Origin of the sequence: Rhizobium jaguaris, from assembly GCF_003627755.1 — a bacterium.
Classification (GTDB): domain Bacteria; phylum Pseudomonadota; class Alphaproteobacteria; order Rhizobiales; family Rhizobiaceae; genus Rhizobium; species Rhizobium jaguaris.
Genome location: NZ_CP032694.1, coordinates 4,119,896 through 4,145,408, shown reverse-complemented (window position 1 = coordinate 4,145,408; position 25,513 = coordinate 4,119,896). Strand labels below are relative to the sequence as shown.

Below are 25,513 nucleotides of genomic sequence, written 5' to 3'. Positions count from 1 at the left end.
CCAATTGAAACTGCTATGATTTCAAACGAAATCACGCGCAAAGCAAAAACATGTGAGGATAATGGAAAAAGCAAGGCCGGGCGGCAGGCGGGCCGTTTCGACAATCGTCGTTCGTCCCGCGCCGGGAAAATCGACGCGCGCGCTCGTGCAGATTGGCTCCCTGACGATGCCGGCGGCAATCGGCCGGTCGGGGCGCAGCGTGCTAAAGCGGGAAGGGGATGGTGCGACGCCGATCGCTGCAATGAAACTGCTTTACGGCTTTGTTCGCGGCGATCATGTTCCCTTTATTCAGACGCCTTTGCAGATGCGGCGTATTCGAAAGGACATGCTCTGGTGCGACCAGCCGGAGGACGCCAACTACAATAGGCTCGTCAAAGCACCGTTCAAGCCAAGCCATGAGGAGATGCTGCGGCGTGACGGGCTCTATGACATCTGCCTCGTGCTCGACTGGAATATCAGTTCGCGCCGCCGCCATCGCGGCTCCGCGATCTTCTTCCACCTGATCAAACCCGGCTACGAGCCGACCGCCGGCTGTGTGGCCGTCAGCCTCAAGGACATGCGGCGGCTCATCCGCTTTTTCCGCAGGGGAACAACAGTTCGCGTCATCTGATAGGTGTGCTGGGGTGATAATCCTGCAATCCTATATTATATAGGTTTGCGACCGGCGCGAGCTGCTGCGATGCGCGCAGGGAAATCCGGGGCTTTCGCCCGGGTTCAATTCACGCCTTCACTCCATCCACTCCCAAGTCTTTTGGAGACATATTGTGACCACTCAACCGACAATCACTTTCAACGACGGCAATTCCATCCCGCAGGTCGGCCTCGGTGTCTGGCAGACGCCGGAAAACGTCGCACCGATGGCCGTCAGCACGGCTTTGAAGGCCGGCTATCGTCATGTCGACACGGCTGCCATCTATGCTAATGAAGACGGCGTGGGCGAAGGCCTGCGCCAGTCTGGCGTCGCCCGCAAGGACATCTTCCTGACCACTAAGCTCTGGAACGAAGCCCAAGGTTTCGACTCGACCCTGAAGGCGTTCGACGAAAGCCTCAAGCGACTGGGGACCGACTATGTCGACCTCTACCTCATCCACTGGCCGTCGCCGCATCGCGGCCGCTATCTCGACACGTGGAAGGCGTTTCTGCGTATCAAGGAAGAAGGCCGTGCACGCTCGATCGGCGTCTCCAACTTCGCCAAGGAGCATCTGGACCGCATCATCGGCGAAACCGGCGTCACCCCGGTGCTGAACCAGATCGAGCTGCATCCGACCTTCCAGCAGAAGGGCCTGCGCGAAGTCCACGACAAGCTCGGCATCAAGACGCAGTCCTGGAGCCCGCTCGGCCAGGGCAAGCTCCTCGACAATGCCGTCATTGGCAAGGTTGCCGCCAAGCATGGCCGCACACCGGCCCAGGTCGTCATCCGCTGGCACATGGACAACGGCCTGATCGTCATCCCGAAGTCGGTGACGCCGAGCCGCATCGAGGAGAACTTCAAGGTGTTCGACTTCGAGCTCGACGCCGACGATCTCGCCGAAATTGCCAAGCTCGATTCCGCCGGTGCGCGCATCGGGCCGGATCCGCTGAAGGCAAGCTTCTGATAGTTGGAGTTGCAAAGGGGCACCCTCCGCGCGGTGTTCAGGGGCTCGGAGCTGACACTCCGGGCCTCTTTAGGATTAAAGCGCGCGTGCAGGGCCGCACAGATTGCATCGGCAATAGCGGCTCTAAAATTGAAATCTCCTCAAACACGGCGGCGAAGGGCGTTGACGACCAGAGCGAAGGCCGGCGAGGCCTGCCGTCGGCTCGGATAGTAGAGATGGTATCCCGTAAATGGCGGACACCAATCCTCGAGAATCCTGACGAGCCGGCCGTCGCGAAGATAGGGCTGCACGACATCTTCCGGAAGGTAAGCCAGTCCCAAACCGACCAAGGCGGCATTCAGCCTGAGTGCAATGTTGTTGAACACTAGCTGACCCTCGACCCGCACCTTCAGTTCCCGTCCGTCCTTTTCGAACTCCCAGGCGTAGACGCCGCCGTAGGTCGGCAGACGCAGGTTGATGCAATTGTGGTCGGTCAGGTCCTGAGGTGTCTGTGGTTTCGGCCGATTCTCAAAATACGCTGGCTTACCGACGACAGCCATGCGCATATCTGGGCCGATGCGAACCGCGATCATGTCTCTCGCGACCTGTTCACCCAGTCGCACGCCCGCATCGTATCGTTCGGCGACTATGTCGGTCAGTCCGTAGTCGACGATAATCTCCACATTGACGTCCGGATATTGCGGCAGCAGCGTCTCCAGGGCTGGCCAGAGGATGGTTTCGGCTGAGTGCTCGCCGGCTGTGATGCGAATGGTGCCAGCAGGCTTTTCGCGAAACTCGCTCAGCGCGGCCAATTCATTTTCGATCTCGTCAAACCGGGGACCTATGGTCACGAGCAGTCGCTCTCCCGCTTCGGTCGGCGAGACGCTGCGCGTGGTGCGCATCAGCAGCCTAAGCCCAAGACGAGCCTCAAGCCCCCGGATGGTATGGCTGAGCGCCGATTGCGAAACCCCGAGTTTTGCGGCCGCTTTGGTGAAGCTCTGTTCCCGCGCCACGGCAAGGAAGGCAATCAGGTCATTCACGGGCTGACGTGGCATTCATGAATCTTTCTCATAGGCCTTTACCAGTTCTACCATCTAATCGCGATCAATCACACGCGCTAAATTTCGCCCATCAGCGGCCGAATTCATCGTGCTGCCTTTCGGGTAGAGGACGAAGATCATGGAAATCAAACGAAACGGTTCGCAGCCGTCGGGCAAAGGACCGGCAGACTGGTTCACCGGAACGGTCCGTGTGGACCCACTGTTTCAAGCCAACGGGCCGACCCGCGCGGCCGGCGCCAGCGTCACATTCGAGCCGGGTGCCCGCACGGCGTGGCACACGCATCCAGTTGGCCAAACGCTGATCGTGACGGCTGGTTTGGGCCGTGTGCAGCGTGAGGACGGCCCGATCGAAGAAATAAGGCCAGGGGACGTTGTCCGCTTCGCTCCGGGTGAGAAACATTGGCATGGCGCTTCGCCTACGACGGCCATGACCCATATTGCCATCCAGGAACATCTCGACGGCAAGGTCGTCGACTGGATGGAGCATGTCAACGACGAGCAATATCAAGCCTGAGGGAGAAGAAACCATGCAGACGCGTAAACTTGGAAACAGCGGTCTCGAAGTCTCAGCCCTTGGTCTCGGATGCATGGGCCTGAGCTATGGCTACGGGCCTGCAACGGACACGCAAGAGGCGATCAAGCTGATCCGTTCGGCCTTCGAGCGCGGCGTTATATTCTTCGACACCGCTGAGGCCTATGGCCCTTATCAGAATGAGGAGCTTTTGGGAGAAGCTCTGGCGCCCATTCGAGAAAAGGTGGTGATCGCAACGAAGTTCGGCTTTGAATTCGATGCGAACGGCGGCCAGAGCGGCATGAACAGCCGACCGGAACACATCCGTGAAGTCGCCGAGGCCGCCTTGAAGCGTCTGAAGACCGATGTCATCGACCTGTTCTATCAGCATCGCGTCGATCCGGACGTCCCGATCGAGGATGTTGCCGGCACAGTGAGGGACCTGATCCAGGAGGGCAAGGTCAAGCATTTCGGATTGTCGGAGGCTGGCGCGCAGACGATCCGGCGTGCCCATGCAGTCCAGCCGGTCGCAGCCCTTCAGAGCGAATATTCACTCTGGTCGAGGGAGCCTGAGCAGGACGTCCTGCCGACCCTCGAAGAACTTGGCATCGGTTTCGTTCCTTTCAGCCCGTTGGGGAAAGGCTTCCTCACTGGTGCAATCAGCGAAAACACCACATTCGACAGCAAGGACTTCCGCAACATCGTCCCGCGCTTTACCCCGGAGGCCAGAAAAGCCAACCAGGTTCTTGTCGATCTGCTTGGCGCAATCGCGGCGCAGAAACAGGCGACGTCGGCTCAGGTCGCTCTTGCCTGGCTGCTTGCTCGAAAGCCCTGGATCGTGCCGATCCCCGGCACCACCAAGATGCACAGGCTTGAAGAGAACGTCGGCGCGGCCAACGTCGTGCTGACCGCCGAGGATGTCGGCACTATCGAGGATGCACTTTCCCAGATCGCTGTCCAAGGGGACCGTTATCCTCCGCACCTGCAAGCAAGGGTCAACCGATAGGCGGCATACAAGCCGGAAAGGAAAAGGACATGACGCAAGGTATCAAGGACAAGGTGGTTGTCATAACCGGAGCAAGCAGCGGCCTCGGGGAGGCTGCTGCCCGTCGCCTTGCGAAGGACGGGGCAAAATTGGTGCTCGGAGCGCGTCGTCTCGACCGCCTGCAGGCTCTCGCCAAGGAGCTATCGCTGGATCAACAAGCCGTTCTGGAGACAGATGTGACGCAGTTCGAGCAGGTCAAGCGTCTCGTGGATCAGGCGGTAAAGCTGCACGGCCGTATCGATGTCATCATCAACAATGCCGGGCTGATGCCGCATTCCCCTCTGGAGCGCTGCAAGGTCGAAGATTGGGATCGCACGATCGATGTGAACCTGAAGGGCGTGCTCTACGGCATCGGCGCCGCGCTGCCCTACATGAAGGAGCAGAAGAGCGGTCACATCATCAACGTCTCCTCGGTGGCCGGCCACAAGGTCAATCCCGGAGGAGCGGTCTATGCCGCGACCAAGCATGGTGTGCGGGTGATCTCCGAGGGGCTGCGGCAGGAGGTCAAACCTTACAATATCCGGACCACCATCATCTCGCCCGGTGCGGTCGCGACCGAGCTTCCCGACAGCATCACCGAACCCGACGTCGCCGAGCGTGTCCGGAAGGTCTATGAGCTCGCCATTCCCGCCGACTCCTTCGCGAGCATGGTTGCATTTGCGATGAGCCAGCCTGAAGACGTTGACATCAACGAGATCCTGTTCAGGCCGACCCAACAGGAATACTGAACGTGAAAATAGCCCGTCATCTGCGGGCTATTTTCGGTCGCTCAGACCGGGGCAGACTTCCCCAGCATCGACGCCTCTAAGCCGGCTAAATACTTGCCAAGCAACGCGTTCAATGCCGCTTTCTCCTCTTCCGACAGGCCTGACACAAGACGGGCCTGCGTCTCGACATGGGCGGCGACCGCGCTATCGATCAGTGCAAACCCCTTTTCGGTCAACGACACCAGAAAGCTGCGGCCGTCCTCCGGATTGGTGCTGCGGGCGACGAGACCAGCCTTTTCCAGTTGATCGATGCGATTGGTCATGGTGCCCGAGGCGACCATCATGGTGGCCATCAGATCGCTGGGGGAGAGGGCATAGGGCGCTCCCGAGCGGCGGAGGGTGGCCAGCACGTCGAAGGTTGCGCCGTTCAATCCGAACTGCGCGAAAGTCCGGTCCATTTCTCGGCTGAGGTGGTGCGCGAGGTTCCTGATGCGGCCGATCAAGCCCATCGGGCCGGTGTTAAGATCGGGCCGTTCCCTATTCCACTGAGCGAGAATTTTGTCGATGCGATCCATGCAGAGACATCGCCATGAATTTATCTTGACGTCAAGATATTTTGAGTTACCTTGAGGTCGAGATAAATTCCGGAGGTGTGAGGTGAGGCGCAATTTCGATCTGTTGGTGACGGCAATCGCGCCGACGATATGGGGCAGCACCTATCTGGTGACGACCGAGCTTCTGCCGGCCGGCTATCCTCTGACGGTCGCCATGCTGCGCGCATTGCCTGCGGGACTGCTTCTGCTTGCCATCGTCCGGCGATTGCCGCGCGGCATCTGGTGGGCGAGATCACTCGTCCTCGGCGCGCTGAATTTCTCGATTTTCTGGTGGATGCTGTTCATATCCGCATACCGGTTGCCGGGCGGAGTAGCGGCCACTGTCGGTGCGATCCAACCGCTCATCGTCATCGTGCTGGCCCGGCTCTTGCTTGGCTCGCCGATCCGCGGCCTTTCCATCGTCGCGGCGATGGCCGGTATCGTCGGCGTCGCGCTTCTCATCCTCACGCCGCAGGCAGCGCTTGATCCGGTCGGCATTGGGGCTGGTATCGGCGGCGCTGTCTCCATGGCGACCGGCACCGTGCTTAGCCGCCGCTGGCGGCCAGATGTCTCGCCGCTCACCTTCACTGCCTGGCAACTGACGGCCGGAGGCTTGTTGTTGCTGCCCTTCACCCTGGCGATGGAGCCGCCGCTTCCCTTTCCGACCGCCGCCAATCTTCTGGGTTTTGCCTATCTTGGCCTGATCGGAGCAGCGCTCACCTATATTCTCTGGTTTCGTGGCCTGTCGCGCCTGGAACCGTCCGTCGTCTCGCCGCTCGGCTTCTTGAGCCCGACGACCGCAGTGATCCTTGGCTGGTGGGTGTTGGACCAGAAACTCAGCCCGGTACAGTTCCTGGGCATTGCCATCGTGCTTGGCAGCGTCTGGCTCAGCCAGCGCGCGCAGCAGGTTCCCTCCGCAGGAAAATCAGCGCCAGCCGATCGCCCGGCAATCGCGTCGAGAGGATAGAAGGTCGAGCCGAGGGAAATTTTCGGAGCAGACAAAAAAGGCGGCCCGCAAGCCGCCTTTCGCATTCAATCAATCGAAGCCGATCAATTCCATTCGCGAATATCGACGAAGTGCCCCGCGATTGCGGCGGCTGCGGCCATGGCGGGCGATACCAGATGCGTGCGGCCCTTGAAACCCTGGCGGCCTTCGAAGTTGCGGTTCGAGGTCGAAGCGCAGCGTTCGCCGGGCTTCAGGCGGTCGTCGTTCATGGCCAGACACATGGAACAGCCCGGCTCGCGCCAGTCGAAGCCGGCGGCCTTGAAGATCTTGTCGAGGCCTTCGGCTTCCGCCTGTTCCTTTACCAGGCCGGAACCCGGAACGATCATCGCATCGACGGTGGATGCCACCGTCTTACCTTCGACGACCTTGGCAACGGCGCGCAGATCTTCGATGCGGCCGTTGGTGCAGGAACCGATGAAGACGCGGTCGATGTTGATCTCGGTCATCGGCGTGCCCGGCTTCAGGCCCATATAGTCGAGCGCACGCCATTTGGACGTGCGCTTGGTCTCGTCCCGGATATCGTCCGGGTTCGGAACGATGCCCTGGATGGAGACAACGTCTTCCGGCGAGGAGCCCCAGGAGACGATCGGCGGCAGGTTGGCGGCGTCGAGTTTGACGATGCGATCGTAATGCGCGCCTTCGTCTGACTTGAGCGTTTTCCAGTAGGATATTGCCTGCTCCAGCGCCTCGCCCTTCGGCGCGCGCGGCTTGCCCTTGATGTATTCGAAGGTGGTTTCATCGGGCGCGATCAGGCCGGCGCGGGCACCGCCTTCGATCGACATGTTGCAGATGGTCATGCGGCCTTCCATCGACAGCGCGCGGATGGCTTCGCCGGCATATTCGATGACGTAGCCGGTGCCGCCGGCAGTGCCGATCTCGCCGATGATGGCGAGGATGATGTCCTTGGCGGTGACGCCGGGCGGAAGCTGGCCGTCGACCTGAACCAGCATGTTCTTCGCCTTCTTCTGGATCAGCGTCTGGGTCGCCAGAACGTGTTCCACTTCGGATGTGCCGATGCCGTGCGCCAGCGAGCCGAAGGCGCCGTGCGTCGAAGTGTGGCTGTCGCCGCAGACGATGGTCATGCCGGGCAGCGTGAAGCCCTGCTCGGGGCCGATGATGTGGACGATGCCCTGGCGCTTGTCATTTTCGGAGTAGTATTCGACGCCGAATTCGGCAGCGTTATGGGCAAGCGCCTCGACCTGGATGCGGCTTTCCTCGTTCTTGATGCCGAGATGGCGGTCGGCCGAGGTTGGGACGTTATGGTCGACGACGGCCAGGGTCTTTTCCGGCGCGCGGACCTTGCGGCCGGTCATGCGCAGGCCTTCGAAGGCTTGCGGCGACGTCACTTCGTGAACGAGGTGACGGTCGATGTAGAGAAGACAGGTACCATCGTCCTGGGCGTCGACGAGATGGTCATCCCAGATTTTGTCGTAAAGGGTGCGTGGAGCGCTCATGGCTACAGATCCATATTGGCATTGTCGAAAATGGGGGTGGCGGATCAGGACCGCCGGCCTCGGGAGTGATCAGCGAAGTCGGCTGTTGAGCGCGCCCGAAATCATCGCAAAGAAACGGGCCGGCAGGCGCTTATGGTCCTGCAGCACGAAAGCCGTGACGAATTGCCCGTCTTTGCTCATGATCCTAGTCATGCCGATGCTCATACCAATTTTCAAAACCTTCGGCAATGGTGGCCATTGGCCAACATTGCCGCGGATTAGTCTCTCAGCGTTCGTGGGTCTTGCGCATCCGTTTTTCAACCCGGCGCAGCAATAGCGACAAACCGACCGTCAGGATGAGGTAGATGTAGGTGACGATCGAGTAGGTTTCAAAGAAGCGGAATGAGCCGGAGGCATAGACCTTGCCCATCTGCGTGATGTCGGCGACGCCGAGGACCGAAACCAGCGAGCTGTCCTTCACCATCGAGACGAAATCGTTGGAGAGCGGCGGGAAAATGACGCGGATCGCCTGCGGCGCGATAACGTGGCGGAAGCGGCGGTAGCGCGACAGACCGAGTGCCTTCGCCGCTTCGATCTGGCCGTGGTCGACAGCCTGGATGCCGGCGCGAAAAATTTCGGCAATGAAGGAGGCATAGCCGATCATCAACGCGATGATGGCGCGCCACATCAAGGAGAGATCGCGCACCAGCATCGGCTTTGCCCAGCCGGCATCGACCAGCGGGGCCGCCACGGTGTTATAGAGCGCGACGATCGCCGGGGCTCCCACGAAGGCAACGTAGAAGAGCAGCACCAGCATCGGGATGCCGCGAATGACTTCGATATAAAAGCGTGCTGTCTGGCGCAGGACGATATTGTCGGAGAGGCCGAGCAGCGCAATGCAAAGGCCGAGTATGACAGCCAATGCGAAGGCGACCAGCGTCACGAAGACGGTGACGTAGACGCCCTGCACGACGGTGAAGAAGACCTGGGTGTAAAGATCGCTGACGATAATGGCGACAGCGATCGCGATGCCTAACAAAATGAAGACGACTAGCCACCAGGGATAGTCGTCTTTGATATGCTGTCCGTTCTGAGCCATCAGAACGGCATTTCCGGCTGTAGTGGCATAAGGCTTACTGGCCCATCTTGTAGTCGAGGAACCACTTCTTGTTCAGCGCGTCGAACGTGCCGTCGGCCTTCAGACTGGCGATGGCGGCGTTGATCGGAGCGACAAGATCGGAGCCCTTCTGAAAGATGAAGCCGAAATCCTCTGTGCCGAGCGGATCGCCGATCAGCTTCAATGCACCGTTCGAGGCGTCGACATAGCCTTTGCCGGCCGTACCGTCGGTCAGAACCACGTCCACATCGCCGGTCTTCAGAGCCTGTACGGTGGCACCGAAGGTTTCGAAGAGCTTGATGCGCGGGTTCTGTTCGTTGCCGTCAAGCACTTCGTAGACGGCGGTGTAGAAGGGAGTCGTACCCGGCTGCGCGCCGACCAAACCATCCTTGAAGGCAGCAAAGCTCTTGGCATCGGTGAAGCGTTTTTCATCGCCGCGCACCAGCATGAACTGCTGCGAACGCATGTAGGGATCGGAGAAATCGACCTTTTGCTTGCGGTCTTCCTTGATGGTGATGCCGGTCATACCGATGTTATACTGGCCATCGGAGACGGCCTGGATCATCGCATCCCAGCTCGTATTCTGATACTCGACCTTGAAGTTCAACCGCTTGGCGATCTCGTTCATCGCGTCATATTCCCAGCCGATCGCCTTGCCGGTTTTGGGATCGACGAATTGCAGCGGCGGATAGGCATTCTCGGTGACGACGACGACGGTCTTGCCGTTGAGATTCGGCAGGTCGCCGGCAAAGGAAGCAAATGGTGCAAGCACGAGGGCGGTGAGGCCCAGAAGGAACGAACGACGGAATGCCATGGAAATCTCCCCGAATAGCGCAACGGAAAATTGTCATATTTGGAAAGCGGATTGCAAGGCCATTGCCGTCGCCATGACGATAAAAACAGAAAAGCCGCACCAAAACTAATGGCCTGCGGAGAATTTTCCGCAATTAAATAGCTACTGCCACTAGGCCGGACCCTATGCCTAGCTCCTAGGGGCGTAGGTTGCCAGCGGCGGCAGCGCGCTGTCGCTCAACATCGTTGCGGCAATGATGATCGCTGCGTTTCTCGTGTTGTTTCCGATGCATTTTGCCGCCGCGTTTCGCCGCAGCGTGATGCGGTGACGTCTGCTAGCTACAGCGTCCGCAAAGCGTCGGCATCCTTCAAAACGCGGCGATCGTAGTCGTCTGCGAGGGCATTCAGGGCGGCGGCGCCGTCTCCCGTGAACGTTGGCCCGTGCATCAATGCGAGCGTGCGCGGCGCAAAAGCACTTAGGCTGCGGATCGTCGCGCCCATGTGGGGGTTGAGGCTCGAATAGCGGAACATGTCCTCCGCTGCGATCGCCGGCCCGACGACGTCCCGGTCGGTCAGCGCGCGGTCGTTGCCGAGTTGACTGAACAGATCTCCGCACAGCAACGTTTGCGTCGACTCCTCGTACAGCACGCCCGCATCCCATCCATGCGGGGTGTGCGGCGTGTCGATGAAGCGGACGCGCTTGCCGCCGCCAAGATCGATGACCTCACCGTCCGAGAGAACCCGCGGCGCGCGGTCCGCGAAATCGTTGAGCGACACCATGCAACCCGTGCGTCCATGCGCAGGCGTCGCCTCCGGTGCGACCGCGAGCCATTCGTTCATCGCCCCACACTCGTCGGCCTCGAAATGGCCGAAGGCGATCCAGCGCAGACGCGCGGGCGGGATGATGCGGCTGAGAGCCTCGCAGTTGATTGGAAACATCTTCCTGAGGCCGGCATGGAACATCAGCGGTTCATCGCCGATGACGAGGAATTCGTTAAAAGTGAAGCCTGCCGGGGGAGCGATGTCCAGAACATAGGTCGACAGTCGATAGATACCGTCTGCGACTTCGCTGATCTGCGTTTCCATGAATGCCTCCATGAGAACGTGAGTGAGTGTCAGTTACTGCCAGCACCGGGCAGTGGACTTCAGCCTAGCGGACGCTATTCATGGGCGACTTTGGTGTAAGCCTCACCCAGCACCGCACCGTAGATGAGGTGAAGAACAAGCGTCGCCACCGTCGCCGGAGCCCCGAGCGACAGCGCGAATAAGCCATGGCCGGCCAGGGGCATGAAGATGATCATCATCGCGAGCCAGGCTAAAGCTCCGAAAATGAGGCCTCTGACGACCGGAGTGCCTGGAAGGCTTGCCTGTAGTGCCGCATAGATGGTGCCCCATGCGATTGTCCCGAGGACGAAGTGGCCAATCCACCCAAACGATAGGGCTAAGATCGTGCCTGTCGGCAGGCCCGCTACATGCGCGATATCTTCGATTGGATTGAGCTGCGGCAGCAAGCCTGCCGAACTCTTGGCTATCATCAAGATGGAAAGGACGACAGCAGCGGTGAAGCCGGCGACAAGCCCTGCCCGGACATCCAGGGTCACTGGCATTGGATGGAAGAATTGCCTGATGTGCATGGTGTTGCCTCATGAGCTTAAGGTCCTTCCGCAAAAGCGGAAGAATTCCGAACCAGGTAGGTTTCGGATTCGCTCGCCTGCCGGAGGCATTACCGCTGCCATCGATTTCGCGGAAATTCGGCGTGTACCGCTAGCAGGCTCTGGTGGCAGATTATACCAATTGCGTTTCAGAGTTTAGAGGTGCGATGTCGCCTTTTGGGCGCCGCAACAAAAAAGGCGACCCGAGGGCCGCCTTGATCTCTGCAATCCGCGAGGAAAGCTTATTCTGCTGCCGGTTCCGCGGCGGCTGCAGCGGCTTCGGCTGCTGCCTTTGCTTCGGCGGCTTCTGCTGCTGCCTTTTCGGCTGCGAGGGCCTGGGCTGCGGCAACCTTTTCAGCTTCGATGCGAGCCTTCTCATCGGCAATAGCCTGGCGCTCGGAATCGTTGAGCTTGCGGGCGCGGGTGCCGGTGTTTTCGACGATACGGGCAGCCTTGCCGCGCAGGTCGCGCAGGTAGTAGAGCTTGGCGCGACGGACCTTACCGCGGCGAACGACTTCGACGCTTTCGATCATCGGCGAATAAACCGGGAATACGCGCTCGACGCCTTCTCCGTAAGAGATCTTGCGAACGGTGAAGTTTTCCTGCAGACCGCCGCCGGAGCGGGCGATGCAGACGCCTTCATAGGCTTGAACGCGAGTACGGTTGCCTTCCGTGACCTTCACGTTGACGCGGACGGTGTCGCCGGCGGAAAATTCGGGAAGGGTGCGCTTGGCTTCGATCTTGGCGGCCTGTTCGGCTTCCAACTGCTGAATGATGTTCATGTTATCAACCTCGTTGTTGGTTCAACAGCCAGAGCGCTCATCCATCTATCTTTGGTCGGACCCTGAGATCTCGCCTCGGATATATGCCCGTTCAGGCAGGAGCGAATACGTCTGCTCTTCTTTGCTGGTTGATGGGAAATTTCCCATTCCGGGCGCGCACATACCCTATTGTTGCGGCTTTGTCACCCCTTGCCGGGGGAATTTCATGAGCTCGGCGTCGCTTTTGAACGTTCATACGGCCTCAGTCAGTGGAAAACGCGATGCGCTATTTTGTCTGCGGCTTTCCCAACAAATCCGGCCGACGCTCCTTCGTCAGCTTCTCTGCCTCCTGCCGGTGCCATTTAGCGATGGCACCGTGATTGCCGGAGGTCAGGACCGTGGGGATTTCGCGATCTTCCCAGACTTGCGGCCGTGTGTATTGCGGATGCTCCAGCAGGCCGCCTTCAAAACTCTCGTGCAGGCCGGAAAGATCGTTGCCCATGACGCCGGGCAGGATGCGGACGATGGCGTCGAGCAGGATCAGGGCAGCAGGCTCACCGCCGGAGAGGATGTAGTCGCCGATCGAGACCTCTTCGAGATTACGTCCGTCGATCACCCGCTGGTCGACGCCTTCGAAACGGCCGCAGACGATGATAACGCCGTCGCCGTCAGCGAGTTCCCGAACGCGCTTCTGCGTCAGCGGTATCCCACGCGGGCTCATCAGCAGGCGGGGGCGGTCGTCGTTTTCGCTGGCGTGGTCGATGGCGCGGGCAAGCACGTCCGGCTTCAGCACCATGCCGGCGCCACCGCCGGCCGGTGTGTCATCCACGGTGCGATGCCTGTCGGTGGCGAAATCGCGGATCTGCACGGTGTCCAGCGACCATTGCCCGCGCTCCATCGCCTTGCCGGCGAGCGAAGTGCCGAGATGGCCGGGAAACATCTCGGGGTACAGCGTCAGTATGGTCGCCCGGAAACTCATGAGCGGATCACTTCTTCGCTTTGCCGGGCCGCTTCGGTGGCTTGCCGGGAAAATCCTCAGGGCTGTCGATGAGGCCCGCCGCCATCGGGTCGATCAGGATCTTGCCGCCTTCCAAATCGATTTCCAGCACGGCGGCTTCTGAAAAGGGGATGAGCACCGGGCGCTTGCCCGGCCCCTTCAGCTCCAGGAGGTCTCCGGCGCCGAAATCATAGATGCCGCTGACGGTGCCGTAGCCGGTGCCCTTGTCATCGACCGCTTCCAGGCCTTCGAGATCGGCATAAAAGAACTCGTCGTCCTCCAGCTCGTCATCGGGCAGGTTGTCGCGCTCGATATAGAGTTCGAGCCCGTTCAGCGCCTCGGCGGCGTTCCGGTCGTTGATGCCGCGAAAACGGACGATCACTACGTTCTTGGCTTCGCGGATTTCCAGGACCTCGAAGCTGCGGCCGTCGAGACTGTGCAGATGGCCGTAATCGCCGAGCGCTGAGGGATCGGAGGTAAATGCGCGGGCGCGCACTTCGCCTCGCAGGCCCTGCGCGGCGCCGATGGTGGCCATCAATACCGGGTTTTCAAGTTTCGTCATGGTCCTGTGCCGACTGCCAGAGGATCGATTGCGTTCTCTCATAAGATGAACGCTCGCCGATGGGAACAAAAAACGGGTGGCATGTCGCCATGCCACCCGTTTCAAATAGCCGCTGTGGCCGATTATTCAGCAGAAGCGGCGGCGTCAGCAGCCTTCTGTGCCTTTTCAGCTGCGCGTTCCTGGGCGCGCTTGCCCGGCTTTGCCTTTTCCGGGTTGTTCTTGGCTTCGCGCGTAGCAATGCCGGCTTCGGCGAGGAAGCGCAGAACGCGGTCGGTCGGCTGAGCGCCGTTGTCGAGCCAATGCTTGATGCGGTCGGCGTCGAGTTCAACGCGCTTGGCATCGTCCTTGGCGAGCATCGGGTTCCAGGAACCGAGCTTTTCCAGGAAACGGCCGTCGCGGGGCGAACGGGCGTCGGCTACGACGACGTGATAATACGGGCGCTTCTTGGAGCCACCGCGGGCGAGACGAATTTTCAGTGCCATGTTTCTACTCCTTAGGCTTTTCTTGACCGCTTCGTTTTGGCGGTATGTTCATTTGCTGCTGCTGATTTTGTGTGCCGCATGATCTCTTGCGAAAACCGCGTCACACTGCTCGCGATCATGCTTTGAGATCAGCAGCGATCTGTTCATGATGCCGGATGACTTCCTTGATGACGAAGTTCAGGAACTTCTCGGCGAAATCCGGGTCCAGGTGAGCATCCTTTGCCAGACGGCGCAGGCGTTCGATCTGGTATTCCTCGCGCGCCGGGTCGGCCGGCGGCAGATTGTATTTGGCCTTCAGCACACCGACTTCCTTCGTGCAGCGGAAGCGTTCGGCCAGCATATGCACCAGTGCGGCATCGATATTGTCGATCGACTGGCGGTAGTTGCCCAGTTGGGCTTTGACGTCTGGATCAATCATGGGGGGTCAACGATCCTTCTCACTTCTTCTTCGGCAAACCGGGAAGCCCCGGGAAACCACCGCCGAGGCCGGGCAGCTTGGCGCCTCCCAGACCCGGCAAACCACCGCCGCCAAGGCCCGGCAGGCCACCCGGCTTGAGGCCGGCGGCTTCGGCCTGCTTCTGCAGGGCTTCAAGCTGCTTGGGATCGATATTGGACAGATCGGGCATCCCACCCATTCCACCCATGCCGCCGCCAAGGCCCATCTTGCCGGCAAGGCCGCCCATCAGCTGCTTCATCATGCCGCCTTTGCCCTTGCCGCCCATCATCTTCATCATGTCCGCCATCTGGCGGTGCATCTTCAGAAGCTTGTTGATGTCGGCGGCATCGGTACCGGAGCCGGCGGCGATGCGCTTCTTGCGGGAATGCTTCAAGAGGTCCGGATTGGCGCGCTCTGCCTTGGTCATCGAGGAGATGATGGCGAGCTGGCGGCCGAAAAGCTTGTCGTTGAGGCCGGCAGCGGCCATCTTGTCCTTCATGCCGGCCATGCCGGGCATCAGACCCATGATGCCGCCCATGCCGCCCATCTTCTGCATCTGCTTGAGCTGGTCGGCCAGATCGTTCAGGTCGAACTTGCCCTTGGCCATCTTGGCGGCCATGGCGGCCGCCTTCTCGGCGTCGATATTCTCAGCCGCCTTTTCGACGAGCGAGACGATGTCGCCCATGCCAAGGATGCGGTCGGCGATGCGGCGGGGATGGAATTCCTCCAGCTCGCCCATCCTTTCGCCAACGCCGATCAGCTTAATCGGCTTGCCGGTGACGGCGCGCATCGAAAGGGCAGCGCCGCCACGGCCGTCGCCGTCCATACGGGTCAGCACGAGGCCGGTGATGCCGACGCGCTCATCGAAATTACGGGCGAGATTTACGGCGTCCTGACCGGTCAGCGAGTCCGCGACCAGCAGGATTTCGTGCGGATTGGACTTCTTCTTGATGTCCGCCATCTCGACCATGAGCGGCTCGTCGATATGCGTACGGCCGGCGGTGTCGAGGATGACGACGTCATGGCCACCGAGCTTGGCGGCCTGTACGGCGCGCGCGGCGATATCGGTCGGCGACTGGCCGGCGATGATCGGCAGCGTGTCGACGCCGGTCTGGACGCCGAGCTGGCGCAACTGCTCCTGCGCGGCCGGGCGGCGCGTGTCGAGCGAGGCCATCAGGACCTTCTTGCGGTCGCGGCTCGTCAGGCGGCCGGCGATCTTCGCCGTGGTGGTCGTCTTACCGGAACCCTGCAGGCCGACCATCATGACGACGACCGGGGCCGGCGCGTTGAGGTCGATGCCGACGCCCTCGCCGCCGAGCATCTCGATCAGCTCGTCGTGGACGATCTTGACGACCATCTGGCCGGGCTTGATCGACTTCAGGATCTCGGCGCCGACGGCCTTTTCACGGACGCGGTCGGTAAAGGAGCGCACGACATCCAGCGCCACGTCGGCTTCCAAAAGCGCGCGGCGAACCTCGCGCAGCGCAGCCGATACATCGGCTTCCGAAAGTGCGCCGCGGCCTGTCAGTCCATTCAAAATGGAACCAAGACGGTCCTGGAGGTTTTCAAACATCAGTTCTTCCTTATCGATCGCTCGGGATTTGGACGTGCGCAACCGCGCGGCTCCTCGCCCGAAAACGTCGTGCTTTTCCATGACGAAAACAAGACGCAAAGCCAAAAAGCACCCGAGGGCGCATCGCGCTGTCGGGTGTTGACCTCCGGGATCTCTTTATACCTTAACGGGTCCCAGTCGGTGGCTCGGAGGCTTGTGCTCGTCGCAGATTGGCGGGGATAAACAGGAAACGGGTGGGAAAGTCAAGCCAAGCGGGCGGAAAGGCTTTCAAAAGCTCGATGTTTGGCCCACATCTGAGCCGAGAGACAAATCCATCGGCGCATTCATGACAGATAGATCCGGCTCCCGGAAGGCATCGAACCGTTATTATCAAGGTCCAATCTCCGATCATTTCGACGGGCTACGCTTCTTCAATCCCGACGGCGTGGAGCCGGGCGGGCTCAGTGACCTGTTGAAATGGAAACTTAGCGGTGGCCGCGCCCGTTGGCCGAATCCGGTCGTCAGCCTGTTTCCGCCGGCGAGGCCCGACAAGCATGTTTTCGGCGACGCCTTGCGGGTGACCATGATCGGTCATGCCTCGATGCTGATCCAGGCGGCCGGGCTCAATATATTGACCGATCCGGTATGGTCGGAACGCGTGAGCCCGTTCACCTTCATCGGGCCGAAGCGGGCGGTTCCGCCCGGCATCCGGTTCGAAGATCTGCCGCCGATCGATCTCGTGCTGGTCTCGCACAATCATTATGACCATCTCGACCTCGCAACGCTGACGCGGCTGCACGAGAGGCATGCGCCGAAAATGCTCACGCCTCTCGGTAACGATGCCATTATCCGCCGTGGGGTGCCTGACGCTCGGATCGCGACGATGGATTGGGGCGATCGCATCGCCGTCACCAACGGGGTGACCGTCGATGCCGAGCCCTGCCATCACTGGTCGGCGCGTGGCGCCGGCGACCGCCGCATGGCGCTCTGGGCCGCGTTCGTCATCACGACTCCCGCCGGCAAGATCTACCATATCGGCGATACCGGCTTTCATGGCGGCTTGAATTATGAAGCGGCGCGGCAAAAACATGGCGGCTTCCGTCTCGGCATCCTGCCTTTCGGTGCTTACGAACCGCGTTGGTTCATGAAAGGACAGCATCAGAACCCGGAAGAAGCGGTTCAAGGTATGAAACTCTGCAACGCGGCGCACGTCGCTGGCCACCATTTCGCGACCTTCCAGCTCACCGACGAGGCGATCGATGCGCCGGTCAAAGCTCTGGATGCGGCGCTTCGACAGGAAGGCGTGGAGGCGGATCGCTTCAGGCCGCTCAGGGCAGGGGAAGTGTTTGATGTGCCGGTGGTTTAGCGCCGCCGTCCGGGCCGAAAGCTCCTTCTCCCCGGGGGGAGAAGGTGTATCCGGAAGTCTTGTCGCGTCTGGAGCCTTACTGATTTATCTCAGGCTCGACGAGCTTTGCCAGATTGATCAGCGATTCCTGCCAGCCGAGATAGCAGGCTTCTGGCGGAATGAGATCGGGTACGCCCGCCTGCGTGATATTCACTTCGGTCCCGACGAGGACCTTCTTCAACGTCACGGTCACTTCCATTTCGCCCGGCAGGTTCGGGTCGTCGAACTTGTCGGTGTAGCGCACCAGCTCGCCGGGGACGAGCTCGCGAAATTCACCGCCGAACGCATGGCTTTGGCCCGTGGTGAAATTGCGGAAGGACATTCTGAACGTACCGCCGACGCTCGGTTCCAGGTGATGCACGGTGCAGGCAAAGCCGTTGGGCGGAAGCCATTTGGCGAGCGCGTCCGCCTCGATGAATGCGCGATAGACCTTCTCCGGGCTGGTTGCCAGGACGCGGTGCAGACGTATGGTATTCGGCATGGTCATGATCCTTCTGATTTGACGGAGTGGACGAGCCTAGGACGAGCGAGCTTTCGGCAATCCGACATTGGATCGATTTTTTCCGAAATAATTGCGTCAAGTCTCACGCGGTCGGATTTGTCCCAAGATCATATCAAGACATTCAACAGAAAGGCGAGCCACCCGCCCTCGTGGTTCGAGATGGCCCTGCGGGCCTCCTCACCATGAGAGTTAATTTTTTGTGGCTGCCGCGCATTTCTGACATTTATCCCGTTGCAAGAAAGATTATGGCCGCGGCAGGGAGGCCAACTCCGCCTCATCCTGAGGTGCGAGCCCTTAGGGCGAAGCCTCGAAGGATCGGGGCGGCCCGGAATGAGCGGCGCTTGCCTTGAACGACGCGTCGTTCATGCCCCACTGGTAATTCCCCCGCATTTCCGCCATATACAGCTCAACAACAGGAAGGTCTGATGAGCAATACGGTCGAATTCGCGCGGATGAACGGGCTTGGCAACAAGATCCTGGTCGTCGACATGCGCGGCCGGAAAGATGTGGTGACGGCGGCGGCGGCGATTGCGCTGAATGCCGATCCGGCCACTGAGTTCGATCAGATCATGGCGATCCACGATCCCAAGGCGCAAGGCACCGACGCCTGGATCGATATCCTGAATTCAGACGGCACGAAGGCGCAGGCCTGCGGCAACGGCACGCGCTGCGTCGTGCAGGCGCTTGCGGCCGAGACCGGCAGGAAGATGTTCACCTTCCAGACCGTCGCCGGCATTCTGAATGCCGTCGAGCACGAGGATGGCGCGATTTCGGTCGATATGGGCAAGCCGGTCTTCGCGTGGGACAAGATTCCGCTCGCGGAGGAATTCGCCGACACGCGCCGTATCGAGCTGCAGATCGGGCCGATCGACAATCCTGTGCTGCATTCGCCCTCAGTCATGTCCATGGGCAATCCGCATGCAATCTTCTGGGTCGACAAGGACCCGATGTCTTACGATCTCGCCCGCTTCGGGCCGCTACTCGAAAATCATCCGATGTTTCCCGAGCGTGCCAATATCACGCTGGCACAGGTGCTTTCGCCGACCACGCTGCGCACGCGCACCTGGGAGCGTGGCGCGGGGCTGACGCTTGCCTGTGGCTCGGCCGCCTGTTCGGCTGCTGTCAGCGCGGCGCGCACAGGTCGAACCGGCCGCAAGGTGACGATCGATGTTGCTTCGGCGCCGGCACCGAGCTTGCTCACCATAGAATGGCGGGAAAGCGACGATCACGTCGTGATGACAGGTCCGGCGGAATGGGAATGGTCCGGCTCCGTCGATCCCACGACGGGTCGCTGGACGCGCGATCAGGAGCAGGGGGCTCAGGCGCGGTGAGCGGGGTCGAGGTCATCACCTTCGGCTGCCGTCTCAACACCTATGAATCAGAAGTGATGAGGTCGCAAGCAGAAACCGCCGGGCTCAACAATGCCATCCTGGTCAACACCTGTGCGGTCACTGGCGAGGCCGTGCGTCAGGCGCGCCAGGCAATCCGCCGCGCGCGGCGCGACAATCCGCATGCCCGCATCATCGTCACCGGCTGTGCCGCGCAGACGGAAAAGCAGACTTTCGCCGAAATGGCGGAAGTGGATGCCGTGCTCGGCAACGAGGAGAAGCTGACGAGCGCCTCCTATCGCTCGCTACCGGATTTCGGCGTATCGGCCGAAGAGAAGCTGCGCGTCAACGATATCATGAGCGTGCGGGCGACCGCGCCGCAGATGATCCGGCATATCGACGGGCACGTGCGCGCTTTCATCCAAGTACAGAACGGCTGCGACCATCGCTGCACCTTCTGCATCATTCCCTATGGCCGAGGCAATTCGCGCTCCGTGCCGATGGGCGCCGTGGTGAGCCAGGCGCGCAGCCTCGTCGAAAGCGGTTACCGCGAGATCGTCTTGACCGGCGTCGATGCCACCAGCTACGGCTCCGACCTGCCGGGTCAGCCGACGCTCGGCCTTCTGGCGAAGACGCTGCTGAAGCAGATCCCCGAGATCCGCCGGCTGCGGCTGTCCTCGATCGACAGCATCGAGGCCGACCAACATCTGATGAATCTGATCGCCGACGAGCCGCGCTTCATGCCGCATCTGCATCTGTCGCTGCAACATGGCGACGACATGATCCTGAAGCGGATGAAGCGGCGGCACTCACGCGCCGATGCTATCAGTTTCGTCGAGGACGTTCGTCGTCTTCGGCCGGAGATGAGCTTTGGCGCCGATATGATCGCCGGTTTTCCGACCGAAACGGAAGCAATGTTCGAAAACGCCGTAAACCTTGCGGAAGAGACGGGCATTGCGCATCTACATGTCTTTCCCTATAGCCCGCGTCCCGGCACGCCGGCCGCGAGGATGCCGCAGCTCGACCGGACGCTGATCAAGGAACGCGCTGCACGGCTGCGTTTGGCTGGACAAAAACTGCATCAGTCCCATCTCGACACGATGGTCGGCACGCGGCAGTGGCTGCTTGTGGAGAACAACGGGCTGGCGCATACGGAAAACTTCACGCTTGTCGCAGCGCCGGGCCTCGGGCCGCGCGACCTTGTGCAGGTGACGATCACCGGCCACAATGGCAAACATCTCGATATGCAACTTGCGGCCGCCGACGCGGCCTGATCCTACTCGCTCACGGAATTTTCATGGCGCTCAGTTTCATCAAGAAAGTCTTCACCTTCGGCCGCGAAAAGCCGGTGGAAGAGCAGGCGCCGGAAGAGACTACGCCGGTTGAGGCCGCTGTTCCGGAGCAGGAAGCGCCTGTTGCGGAGTCTTCCGTTGGCTCCGAATTTGCCGAGCCTGCGTCACCCCCCTCCGTCCGTTCGGGACATCTCCCCCACGAGGGGGGAGATCGTTTGGAGAGCGAGGCGCCGGCTGCGCAAAAAGAGCAGGCCGATGAGCAAGCAGAAGACGATCTTCGCGCTGAGTTGAATGCTCAGGAGATCGAGGCCGAGGAGGCTTCTTCGTCAGAGCATCCTTTGGCGATCGAAGTTAGCGGTGAGCCAGACGCAACCGCGATCGAACCGATCTCCCCCCTTGTGGGGGAGATGTCCGATAGGACAGAGGGGGGTGACGAAGCTTCGGTTGGCTCGGAGTTCTCGTCGGAAATCACCGAAGCTCCGACAGACTCAGAACCTTCATCGGAAAACACCGAAACCCCAGCCGTCGCTCCCATGCTCCCCAAGGGTTTCTCCACGGCCGTCTCCGCGCCAGCACCTGCTCCGGAAGCGCCGAAGCAGAAGCTTTCATGGTTCCAGCGCCTGCGCGCCGGTCTCGCGCGCACCTCGTCGCAGCTCACCGGGCAGATCACGGCGCTTTTCACCAAGCGCAAGCTTGACGATCAGACGCTGCAGGATCTGGAGGATCTGCTGATCCAGGCCGATCTTGGCGTCGAGACGGCAATGCGGGTCACCGATACGCTGGCTTCGGAACGCTACGGCAAGGATGTGACCGGCGAGGATGTCAGCCGGATCATGGCACAGGAAATCGCGAAGGTATTGAAGCCGGTCGCCAAGCCGTTGCAGCTCGATCTCAGCCACAAGCCGCATGTCATTCTCATCGTCGGCGTCAACGGCACCGGCAAGACCACGACGATCGGCAAGCTGGCGGCGAAATTGTCCGGCGCCGGGCTGAAGGTCATGGTCGCAGCCGGCGACACCTTCCGCGCCGCAGCCATCGAGCAGTTGAAGATCTGGGCCGACCGCACCAAGTCGGAATTCATCGGCACCAAGCTCGGCGCCGACGCCGCTGGCCTTGCCTTCGATGCCTTTCAGCAGGCCAAGGCCAGCAAGAGCGACGTGCTGATCATCGACACCGCCGGCCGGCTGCAGAACAAGGCGGAGCTGATGGCGGAGCTGGAAAAGATCGTCCGCGTGCTCGGCAAGCTCGATCCGGATGCGCCGCATACCGTCCTGCAGACGCTGGATGCGACCACGGGCCAGAATGCGCTCAACCAAGTGGAAATCTTCCGTAATGTCGCAGGAGTGAACGGGCTGATCATGACCAAGCTTGACGGCACGGCGCGGGGCGGCATTCTGGTGGCCATCTCGGCCAAGCACAAGCTGCCGGTCTATTTCATCGGCGTCGGCGAGGGTGTAGACGATCTCGAGCCGTTCGAGGCCGAGGATTTTGCCCATGCCATCGCCGGGATCGGTCAATGAACGACAAGACCAAATTCGATGACAATGCCAAAATCGATGACAATGAAAGTGCCGCGATGACGACCAGCGACAGTGATCTCACCCCAAGTGCTGCCGACAAGCATCATCCGCTTTTGAAGCTGGTGCTGGAACTCGGGCCGCTGCTGGTTTTCTTCTTCGGCAATTTGCGTGGCGACTGGCTGGTACAGCATTTTCCGGCGCTGGCGGCGCTCGGCGGTCCGCTCTTCGTTGCAACGGCTTTGTTCATGGCAGCGACGGTGGCCTCGCTTGTCGTCTCGAAGGTCATGCTCGGCCATCTGCCGCTGATGCCCTTCGTCTCCGGCATCGTCGTCGTCACGTTCGGCGCGCTCGGCATCTATCTGCAGAACGAGACCTTCATCAAGATGAAGCCGACCATCATCAATGCCCTGTTCGGCGTGGTGCTGCTCGGCGGGCTTGCCTTCGGCAGATCGCTGCTCGGTTATGTCTTCAACGCGGCTTTCCAGCTGGATAGCGAGGGCTGGCGCAAGCTTACGCTGCGCTGGGGCATCTTCTTCCTGTTTCTCGCCGTGCTCAATGAAGTCGTCTGGCGCGGGTCGAATTGGTATTACCTGCCCGACGTCAAGGCGGCGGACAATCTTTGGGTGCTCTTCAAGGTCTGGGGCACGATGCCGATCACCATCATCTTCACCTTGTCGCAGATGCCGTTGATCATGAAACACACGGTCAATCCGCCGGCGGAAAGTGAATAATGGCGCCGCTTGCGGGAAATTGCCTTTCGCTTGCCGCTCAAGACCCTCGTCGCTTCGCTTCTCGGCCCCCTCATCCGCCCTTCGGGCACCTTCTCCCCGAGGGTGAGAAGGGATTCAAGATACCGGCTTCGCCAACGCCTTCTCGATCGCCGGATACAGCCCTTCTTTGAGGCTGGTGGCGGTGAACGGGCCGACCTGCTTGTAGAGGATCGTACCGTCGGGGGAAACAAGGTAGGATTCGGGGATGCCGTAGACGCCCCAGTCGATCGCGGCCGTACCGTTCGGATCGATGCCGATGGCACTAAAGGGATTGCCGAGTTCACCGAGGAAACGCAGGGCGTTTTCACCCGTGTCCTTGTAGTTGATGGCGACGATGTTCAGCCGTCCGTCCCTGGCGAGTTCTTTCAGGAGCGGATGTTCTTCGCGGCAGGGGAGGCACCAGGAGGCGAAGACGTTGACGAGCGTCAGCTTGCCCCGGATGGCATCGTCGGTCAGCGCCGGCAGATTGGAGCCTTCGAGCGGCGCCAGCGCCAGCGTTGGGGCTTTCGTACCGATCAGGGCCGAGGGGATGGCGGAAACATCGGTGCCGTGAACTTCCTGATCGTACATCACCTTGCCGACGGCAAAAGCGATGCAGGCAAAGACGATCAGAGGAATGAGCGCCAGCAGATAGCGACCGGTGCTAGCCGATTTCTGTTTGTTGCCTTCTTCCGTTCCCAAGCTCATTTCGCCTTGCCTTCCGGCGCGCGCTGCGACCGGCGGCGGATGCCGGAGGCTTCGAGCGCGGCCATTTCCCGGCGGCGCAGACGGCCGTCGATCCATGTCCAGGCGATGACAGCGATGATCATGCCGGCGGCAAAGCCATAGGAGCCGTAGACGTAGAAAGGATGCGTCATGCTATTCCTCTCGGGCAGCCATGCGGGCGGCGAGACGGCGCTGCGCGGCAATGCGGCGACGCCAGATCTCGTTGCGGATCGCCATCAGATGCAGCGTGAAGAACAGCAGCGTAAAGGCAAGCGCCATGGTGAAAAGCGGCCAGAGGAACTGCGCATCGATGGTCGGGCCGTCCAGGCGCATGATGCTTTCCGATTGATGCAGCGTGTTCCACCAGTCGACGGAGAACTTGATGATCGGAATGTTGACGAAGCCGACAAGGATCAGCACGGCGGTGAGACGCGCTGCCTTGGACGGATCGTCCATGGCACGGTTCAGCGCGATCAGGCCGAGATACATCAGGAAGAGAATGAAAACCGAAGTGAGCCTCGCGTCCCAGACCCAATAGGTTCCCCACATCGGCTTGCCCCAAAGCGAGCCGGTAACGAGGGCGACCAGCGTGAAGGCAGCGCCGAGGGGAGCGGCAGCCTTGGCTGAGACATCGGCAAGCGGATGGCGCCAGACCAAGGTGCCGATCGCCGACATGCTCATGATCGTATAGCACATCATCGACAGCCAGGCCGCCGGCACGTGGATATACATGATGCGGACGGTGTCGCCCTGCTGGTAGTCGCCCTCGGTCGAGAAGGCGAGATAAAGGCCGATTGCGAAAAGCACGGCAGAAATCGCCGCCAGCCAGGGGATCAGACGCGCCGAAAGCGCCAGGAACCGCGTCGGGTTGGCGAGGTCGGAAAATCGGCTGATAGCGGGGCTGATATCGCTCATGCGGCTTGTTTACCCCGATATCCCGTTTACGGCAATCGATCGCATTGTCTCAGGCCGTTCAATCCGTCGTGTTGCGCAAAGCGAGCGCCGCCGCTGCCGGGCCAAGCACGGCGAAGAACAAGGTGAGCGCGATCAGGATCAGGAAGGGCGGCAGGAAGGGCTGCGGACCTTCGACCACGGCATAGGTGGCACTGACGCCGAAGATCAGTACGGGAATGGTCAGCGGCAGCACCAGGATCGATACCAGCAGCCCGCCGCGCGGCAACGCAACTGCGACCGCGGCGCCGACCGCACCGATGAAGGTGATTGCCGGCGAGCCGACGAGCAAAGTCAGGGCCGTGGCGCCGATTGCCGTCTCGTTCATATTCATGAAGAGGCCGAGCAGCGGCGAGGCAATGACCAGCGGCAGGCCGGTTGCCGTCCAGTGGGCAGCACATTTGGTGAGCACGGTCAGTACAAGGGGCGTTTCCTGCATCACCAGCAGATCAAGCGATCCGTCATCCCGTTCGGCCTGGAAGAGGCGGTCGAGGCCGAGTAGCGCGGACAGCAGCGCGCCGATCCAGACGATGGCCGGGCCGATTCGCGAGAGAAGCTTGAGGTCGGGGCCGACGCCGAACGGGATGACGGCGACGACGGTGAGAAAGAAGAGAATGCCAATGAGAGCGCCGCCGCCGGCGCGGACTGAAAGTTTCAGGTCGCGGAGGAAGAGGGCGGTCATGATGTGGCACCAATCTCCTTCTCCCCTCGGGGAGAAGGTGGCCCGAAGGGTCGGATGAGGGGGCTTCTTTCAGCGAA

At 60.8% G+C, this 25,513-nt stretch carries 30 protein-coding genes; 11 read left to right on the top strand and 19 right to left on the bottom strand.

The window, feature by feature from the left end:
• Positions 1–61: 61 nt before the first annotated feature.
• Both CCGE525_RS20230 and CCGE525_RS20225 read left to right on the top strand, forming a co-directional pair.
• Complete coding sequence (locus CCGE525_RS20230) at positions 62–610, top strand: L,D-transpeptidase family protein (protein WP_120705847.1); 549 nt, start codon at positions 62–64, stop codon at positions 608–610.
• 154 nt (positions 611–764) lie between these two features.
• Positions 765–1,595, top strand: coding sequence for an aldo/keto reductase (locus tag CCGE525_RS20225; protein WP_120705846.1), 831 nt, complete (start codon positions 765–767; stop codon positions 1,593–1,595).
• 140 nt (positions 1,596–1,735) lie between these two features.
• Here CCGE525_RS20225 and CCGE525_RS20220 read toward each other — a convergent pair whose 3' ends face one another.
• Positions 1,736–2,629 (bottom strand): LysR family transcriptional regulator, encoded by an 894-nt coding sequence (locus CCGE525_RS20220; RefSeq protein ID WP_120705845.1) that lies wholly within the window; start codon positions 2,627–2,629, stop codon positions 1,736–1,738.
• Positions 2,630–2,753: 124 nt separating this feature from the next.
• On the opposite strand from CCGE525_RS20220, the gene CCGE525_RS20215 reads away from it, so the two are divergent.
• The 3 genes from CCGE525_RS20215 to CCGE525_RS20205 are packed head-to-tail and all read left to right on the top strand — an operon-like array spanning position 2,754 to position 4,919.
• Positions 2,754–3,149, top strand: coding sequence for a (R)-mandelonitrile lyase (locus tag CCGE525_RS20215; RefSeq protein WP_120705844.1), 396 nt, complete (start codon positions 2,754–2,756; stop codon positions 3,147–3,149).
• Positions 3,150–3,162: 13 nt separating this feature from the next.
• A complete protein-coding gene (locus CCGE525_RS20210) occupies positions 3,163–4,152 on the top strand; it encodes an aldo/keto reductase (RefSeq protein ID WP_120705843.1) in 990 nt (329 codons plus the stop codon).
• Between the two features lie 29 nt (positions 4,153–4,181).
• Positions 4,182–4,919, top strand: coding sequence for an SDR family oxidoreductase (locus CCGE525_RS20205; protein WP_120705842.1), 738 nt, complete (start codon positions 4,182–4,184; stop codon positions 4,917–4,919).
• 41 nt (positions 4,920–4,960) lie between these two features.
• Here CCGE525_RS20205 and CCGE525_RS20200 read toward each other — a convergent pair whose 3' ends face one another.
• Positions 4,961–5,473, bottom strand: a complete 513-nt coding sequence (locus CCGE525_RS20200; RefSeq protein WP_120705841.1) for a MarR family winged helix-turn-helix transcriptional regulator — start codon at positions 5,471–5,473, stop codon at positions 4,961–4,963.
• Positions 5,474–5,555: 82 nt separating this feature from the next.
• On the opposite strand from CCGE525_RS20200, the gene CCGE525_RS20195 reads away from it, so the two are divergent.
• Positions 5,556–6,458 carry an EamA family transporter gene (locus CCGE525_RS20195; RefSeq protein WP_120705840.1) on the top strand — a complete coding sequence of 301 codons (903 nt, stop codon included), beginning with the start codon at positions 5,556–5,558 and terminating at the stop codon, positions 6,456–6,458.
• A gap of 83 nt (positions 6,459–6,541) precedes the next feature.
• Here the strand turns inward: CCGE525_RS20195 and leuC are convergent, their stop codons facing one another.
• The 12 genes from leuC to ffh form a co-directional block, all read right to left on the bottom strand.
• The gene (gene leuC / locus CCGE525_RS20190) at positions 6,542–7,951 is read right to left on the bottom strand and encodes a 3-isopropylmalate dehydratase large subunit (protein ID WP_120705839.1); all 1,410 of its coding nucleotides are present in this window, start codon (positions 7,949–7,951) and stop codon (positions 6,542–6,544) included.
• 69 nt (positions 7,952–8,020) lie between these two features.
• The gene (locus CCGE525_RS39585; protein ID WP_281024658.1) at positions 8,021–8,143 is read right to left on the bottom strand and encodes a hypothetical protein; all 123 of its coding nucleotides are present in this window, start codon (positions 8,141–8,143) and stop codon (positions 8,021–8,023) included.
• A 73-nt stretch (positions 8,144–8,216) separates the two neighbouring features.
• On the bottom strand, positions 8,217–9,029 hold the full coding sequence (locus CCGE525_RS20185) for an amino acid ABC transporter permease (RefSeq protein WP_120705838.1): 813 nt from the start codon (positions 9,027–9,029) through the stop codon (positions 8,217–8,219).
• Positions 9,030–9,063: 34 nt separating this feature from the next.
• On the bottom strand, positions 9,064–9,861 hold the full coding sequence (locus CCGE525_RS20180; RefSeq protein WP_120705837.1) for a basic amino acid ABC transporter substrate-binding protein: 798 nt from the start codon (positions 9,859–9,861) through the stop codon (positions 9,064–9,066).
• Between the two features lie 317 nt (positions 9,862–10,178).
• Complete coding sequence (locus CCGE525_RS20175; protein ID WP_120705836.1) at positions 10,179–10,925, bottom strand: oxygen-binding di-iron domain-containing protein; 747 nt, start codon at positions 10,923–10,925, stop codon at positions 10,179–10,181.
• A gap of 74 nt (positions 10,926–10,999) precedes the next feature.
• Complete coding sequence (locus CCGE525_RS20170; RefSeq protein WP_245472048.1) at positions 11,000–11,473, bottom strand: DUF6789 family protein; 474 nt, start codon at positions 11,471–11,473, stop codon at positions 11,000–11,002.
• A gap of 260 nt (positions 11,474–11,733) precedes the next feature.
• The gene (rplS, locus tag CCGE525_RS20165; protein WP_120705835.1) at positions 11,734–12,273 is read right to left on the bottom strand and encodes a 50S ribosomal protein L19; all 540 of its coding nucleotides are present in this window, start codon (positions 12,271–12,273) and stop codon (positions 11,734–11,736) included.
• A gap of 265 nt (positions 12,274–12,538) precedes the next feature.
• Positions 12,539–13,231, bottom strand: coding sequence for a tRNA (guanosine(37)-N1)-methyltransferase TrmD (trmD, locus tag CCGE525_RS20160; protein ID WP_120705834.1), 693 nt, complete (start codon positions 13,229–13,231; stop codon positions 12,539–12,541).
• 7 nt (positions 13,232–13,238) lie between these two features.
• Positions 13,239–13,811, bottom strand: coding sequence for a ribosome maturation factor RimM (rimM, locus tag CCGE525_RS20155; RefSeq protein ID WP_120705833.1), 573 nt, complete (start codon positions 13,809–13,811; stop codon positions 13,239–13,241).
• 122 nt (positions 13,812–13,933) lie between these two features.
• Positions 13,934–14,293: a 30S ribosomal protein S16 gene (rpsP, locus tag CCGE525_RS20150; RefSeq protein WP_120705832.1), complete on the bottom strand. Its 360-nt coding sequence runs from the start codon at positions 14,291–14,293 to the stop codon at positions 13,934–13,936.
• A gap of 115 nt (positions 14,294–14,408) precedes the next feature.
• Entirely contained in the window at positions 14,409–14,711 is a 303-nt protein-coding gene (locus CCGE525_RS20145) for a chorismate mutase (protein WP_120705831.1), read from the bottom strand.
• Positions 14,712–14,730: 19 nt separating this feature from the next.
• Positions 14,731–16,302 carry a signal recognition particle protein gene (ffh, locus tag CCGE525_RS20140; protein WP_120706517.1) on the bottom strand — a complete coding sequence of 524 codons (1,572 nt, stop codon included), beginning with the start codon at positions 16,300–16,302 and terminating at the stop codon, positions 14,731–14,733.
• Between the two features lie 325 nt (positions 16,303–16,627).
• On the opposite strand from ffh, the gene CCGE525_RS20135 reads away from it, so the two are divergent.
• On the top strand, positions 16,628–17,647 hold the full coding sequence (locus CCGE525_RS20135) for an MBL fold metallo-hydrolase (protein WP_120705830.1): 1,020 nt from the start codon (positions 16,628–16,630) through the stop codon (positions 17,645–17,647).
• A 76-nt stretch (positions 17,648–17,723) separates the two neighbouring features.
• Here CCGE525_RS20135 and CCGE525_RS20130 read toward each other — a convergent pair whose 3' ends face one another.
• Entirely contained in the window at positions 17,724–18,167 is a 444-nt protein-coding gene (locus tag CCGE525_RS20130; protein WP_162950225.1) for an SRPBCC family protein, read from the bottom strand.
• Positions 18,168–18,613: 446 nt separating this feature from the next.
• Here CCGE525_RS20130 and dapF point away from each other — a divergent pair, with 446 nt between their 5' ends.
• Genes dapF through CCGE525_RS20110 form a run of 4 tightly spaced genes read left to right on the top strand, consistent with a single transcriptional unit; the run spans position 18,614 to position 23,059 of the window.
• Positions 18,614–19,519 carry a diaminopimelate epimerase gene (gene dapF / locus CCGE525_RS20125; RefSeq protein ID WP_120705828.1) on the top strand — a complete coding sequence of 302 codons (906 nt, stop codon included), beginning with the start codon at positions 18,614–18,616 and terminating at the stop codon, positions 19,517–19,519.
• On the top strand, positions 19,516–20,790 hold the full coding sequence (gene mtaB / locus CCGE525_RS20120; protein ID WP_120705827.1) for a tRNA (N(6)-L-threonylcarbamoyladenosine(37)-C(2))-methylthiotransferase MtaB: 1,275 nt from the start codon (positions 19,516–19,518) through the stop codon (positions 20,788–20,790). Before dapF ends, mtaB begins: the two co-directional genes overlap by 4 nt.
• A gap of 23 nt (positions 20,791–20,813) precedes the next feature.
• On the top strand, positions 20,814–22,328 hold the full coding sequence (gene ftsY / locus CCGE525_RS20115; protein ID WP_120705826.1) for a signal recognition particle-docking protein FtsY: 1,515 nt from the start codon (positions 20,814–20,816) through the stop codon (positions 22,326–22,328).
• A 56-nt stretch (positions 22,329–22,384) separates the two neighbouring features.
• Positions 22,385–23,059 carry a septation protein A gene (locus CCGE525_RS20110; protein WP_245472181.1) on the top strand — a complete coding sequence of 225 codons (675 nt, stop codon included), beginning with the start codon at positions 22,385–22,387 and terminating at the stop codon, positions 23,057–23,059.
• Between the two features lie 114 nt (positions 23,060–23,173).
• On the opposite strand, the gene CCGE525_RS20105 is transcribed toward CCGE525_RS20110, so the two are convergent.
• The 4 genes from CCGE525_RS20105 to ccmB are packed head-to-tail and all read right to left on the bottom strand — an operon-like array spanning position 23,174 to position 25,436.
• Positions 23,174–23,785, bottom strand: coding sequence for a DsbE family thiol:disulfide interchange protein (locus tag CCGE525_RS20105; RefSeq protein WP_120705824.1), 612 nt, complete (start codon positions 23,783–23,785; stop codon positions 23,174–23,176).
• Positions 23,782–23,955, bottom strand: a complete 174-nt coding sequence (gene ccmD, locus CCGE525_RS20100; protein WP_120705823.1) for a heme exporter protein CcmD — start codon at positions 23,953–23,955, stop codon at positions 23,782–23,784. The genes CCGE525_RS20105 and ccmD overlap by 4 nt, the downstream gene beginning before the upstream one ends.
• Position 23,956: 1 nt before the next feature.
• Positions 23,957–24,718 (bottom strand): heme ABC transporter permease, encoded by a 762-nt coding sequence (locus CCGE525_RS20095; protein WP_120705822.1) that lies wholly within the window; start codon positions 24,716–24,718, stop codon positions 23,957–23,959.
• Between the two features lie 58 nt (positions 24,719–24,776).
• Positions 24,777–25,436: a heme exporter protein CcmB gene (ccmB, locus tag CCGE525_RS20090; RefSeq protein ID WP_120705821.1), complete on the bottom strand. Its 660-nt coding sequence runs from the start codon at positions 25,434–25,436 to the stop codon at positions 24,777–24,779.
• Between the last annotated feature and the right edge of the window lie 77 nt (positions 25,437–25,513).

Coding starts and splice junctions, on each gene's coding strand:
- CCGE525_RS20230 (WP_120705847.1), top strand. CDS start 62: ATGGAAAAAGCAAGGCCGGGCGGCAGGCGGGCCGTTTCGACAATCGTC.
- CCGE525_RS20220 (WP_120705845.1), bottom strand. CDS start 2,629: ATGCCACGTCAGCCCGTGAATGACCTGATTGCCTTCCTTGCCGTGGCG.
- CCGE525_RS20215 (WP_120705844.1), top strand. CDS start 2,754: ATGGAAATCAAACGAAACGGTTCGCAGCCGTCGGGCAAAGGACCGGCA.
- CCGE525_RS20210 (WP_120705843.1), top strand. CDS start 3,163: ATGCAGACGCGTAAACTTGGAAACAGCGGTCTCGAAGTCTCAGCCCTT.
- CCGE525_RS20205 (WP_120705842.1), top strand. CDS start 4,182: ATGACGCAAGGTATCAAGGACAAGGTGGTTGTCATAACCGGAGCAAGC.
- CCGE525_RS20200 (WP_120705841.1), bottom strand. CDS start 5,473: ATGGATCGCATCGACAAAATTCTCGCTCAGTGGAATAGGGAACGGCCC.
- leuC (WP_120705839.1), bottom strand. CDS start 7,951: ATGAGCGCTCCACGCACCCTTTACGACAAAATCTGGGATGACCATCTC.
- CCGE525_RS39585 (WP_281024658.1), bottom strand. CDS start 8,143: ATGACTAGGATCATGAGCAAAGACGGGCAATTCGTCACGGCTTTCGTG.
- CCGE525_RS20185 (WP_120705838.1), bottom strand. CDS start 9,029: ATGGCTCAGAACGGACAGCATATCAAAGACGACTATCCCTGGTGGCTA.
- CCGE525_RS20180 (WP_120705837.1), bottom strand. CDS start 9,861: ATGGCATTCCGTCGTTCGTTCCTTCTGGGCCTCACCGCCCTCGTGCTT.
- CCGE525_RS20175 (WP_120705836.1), bottom strand. CDS start 10,925: ATGGAAACGCAGATCAGCGAAGTCGCAGACGGTATCTATCGACTGTCG.
- CCGE525_RS20170 (WP_245472048.1), bottom strand. CDS start 11,473: ATGCACATCAGGCAATTCTTCCATCCAATGCCAGTGACCCTGGATGTC.
- rplS (WP_120705835.1), bottom strand. CDS start 12,273: ATGAACATCATTCAGCAGTTGGAAGCCGAACAGGCCGCCAAGATCGAA.
- trmD (WP_120705834.1), bottom strand. CDS start 13,231: ATGAGTTTCCGGGCGACCATACTGACGCTGTACCCCGAGATGTTTCCC.
- rimM (WP_120705833.1), bottom strand. CDS start 13,811: ATGACGAAACTTGAAAACCCGGTATTGATGGCCACCATCGGCGCCGCG.
- rpsP (WP_120705832.1), bottom strand. CDS start 14,293: ATGGCACTGAAAATTCGTCTCGCCCGCGGTGGCTCCAAGAAGCGCCCG.
- CCGE525_RS20145 (WP_120705831.1), bottom strand. CDS start 14,711: ATGATTGATCCAGACGTCAAAGCCCAACTGGGCAACTACCGCCAGTCG.
- ffh (WP_120706517.1), bottom strand. CDS start 16,302: ATGTTTGAAAACCTCCAGGACCGTCTTGGTTCCATTTTGAATGGACTG.
- CCGE525_RS20135 (WP_120705830.1), top strand. CDS start 16,628: ATGACAGATAGATCCGGCTCCCGGAAGGCATCGAACCGTTATTATCAA.
- CCGE525_RS20130 (WP_162950225.1), bottom strand. CDS start 18,167: ATGCCGAATACCATACGTCTGCACCGCGTCCTGGCAACCAGCCCGGAG.
- dapF (WP_120705828.1), top strand. CDS start 18,614: ATGAGCAATACGGTCGAATTCGCGCGGATGAACGGGCTTGGCAACAAG.
- ftsY (WP_120705826.1), top strand. CDS start 20,814: ATGGCGCTCAGTTTCATCAAGAAAGTCTTCACCTTCGGCCGCGAAAAG.
- CCGE525_RS20110 (WP_245472181.1), top strand. CDS start 22,385: ATGACGACCAGCGACAGTGATCTCACCCCAAGTGCTGCCGACAAGCAT.
- CCGE525_RS20105 (WP_120705824.1), bottom strand. CDS start 23,785: ATGAGCTTGGGAACGGAAGAAGGCAACAAACAGAAATCGGCTAGCACC.
- ccmD (WP_120705823.1), bottom strand. CDS start 23,955: ATGACGCATCCTTTCTACGTCTACGGCTCCTATGGCTTTGCCGCCGGC.
- CCGE525_RS20095 (WP_120705822.1), bottom strand. CDS start 24,718: ATGAGCGATATCAGCCCCGCTATCAGCCGATTTTCCGACCTCGCCAAC.
- ccmB (WP_120705821.1), bottom strand. CDS start 25,436: ATGACCGCCCTCTTCCTCCGCGACCTGAAACTTTCAGTCCGCGCCGGC.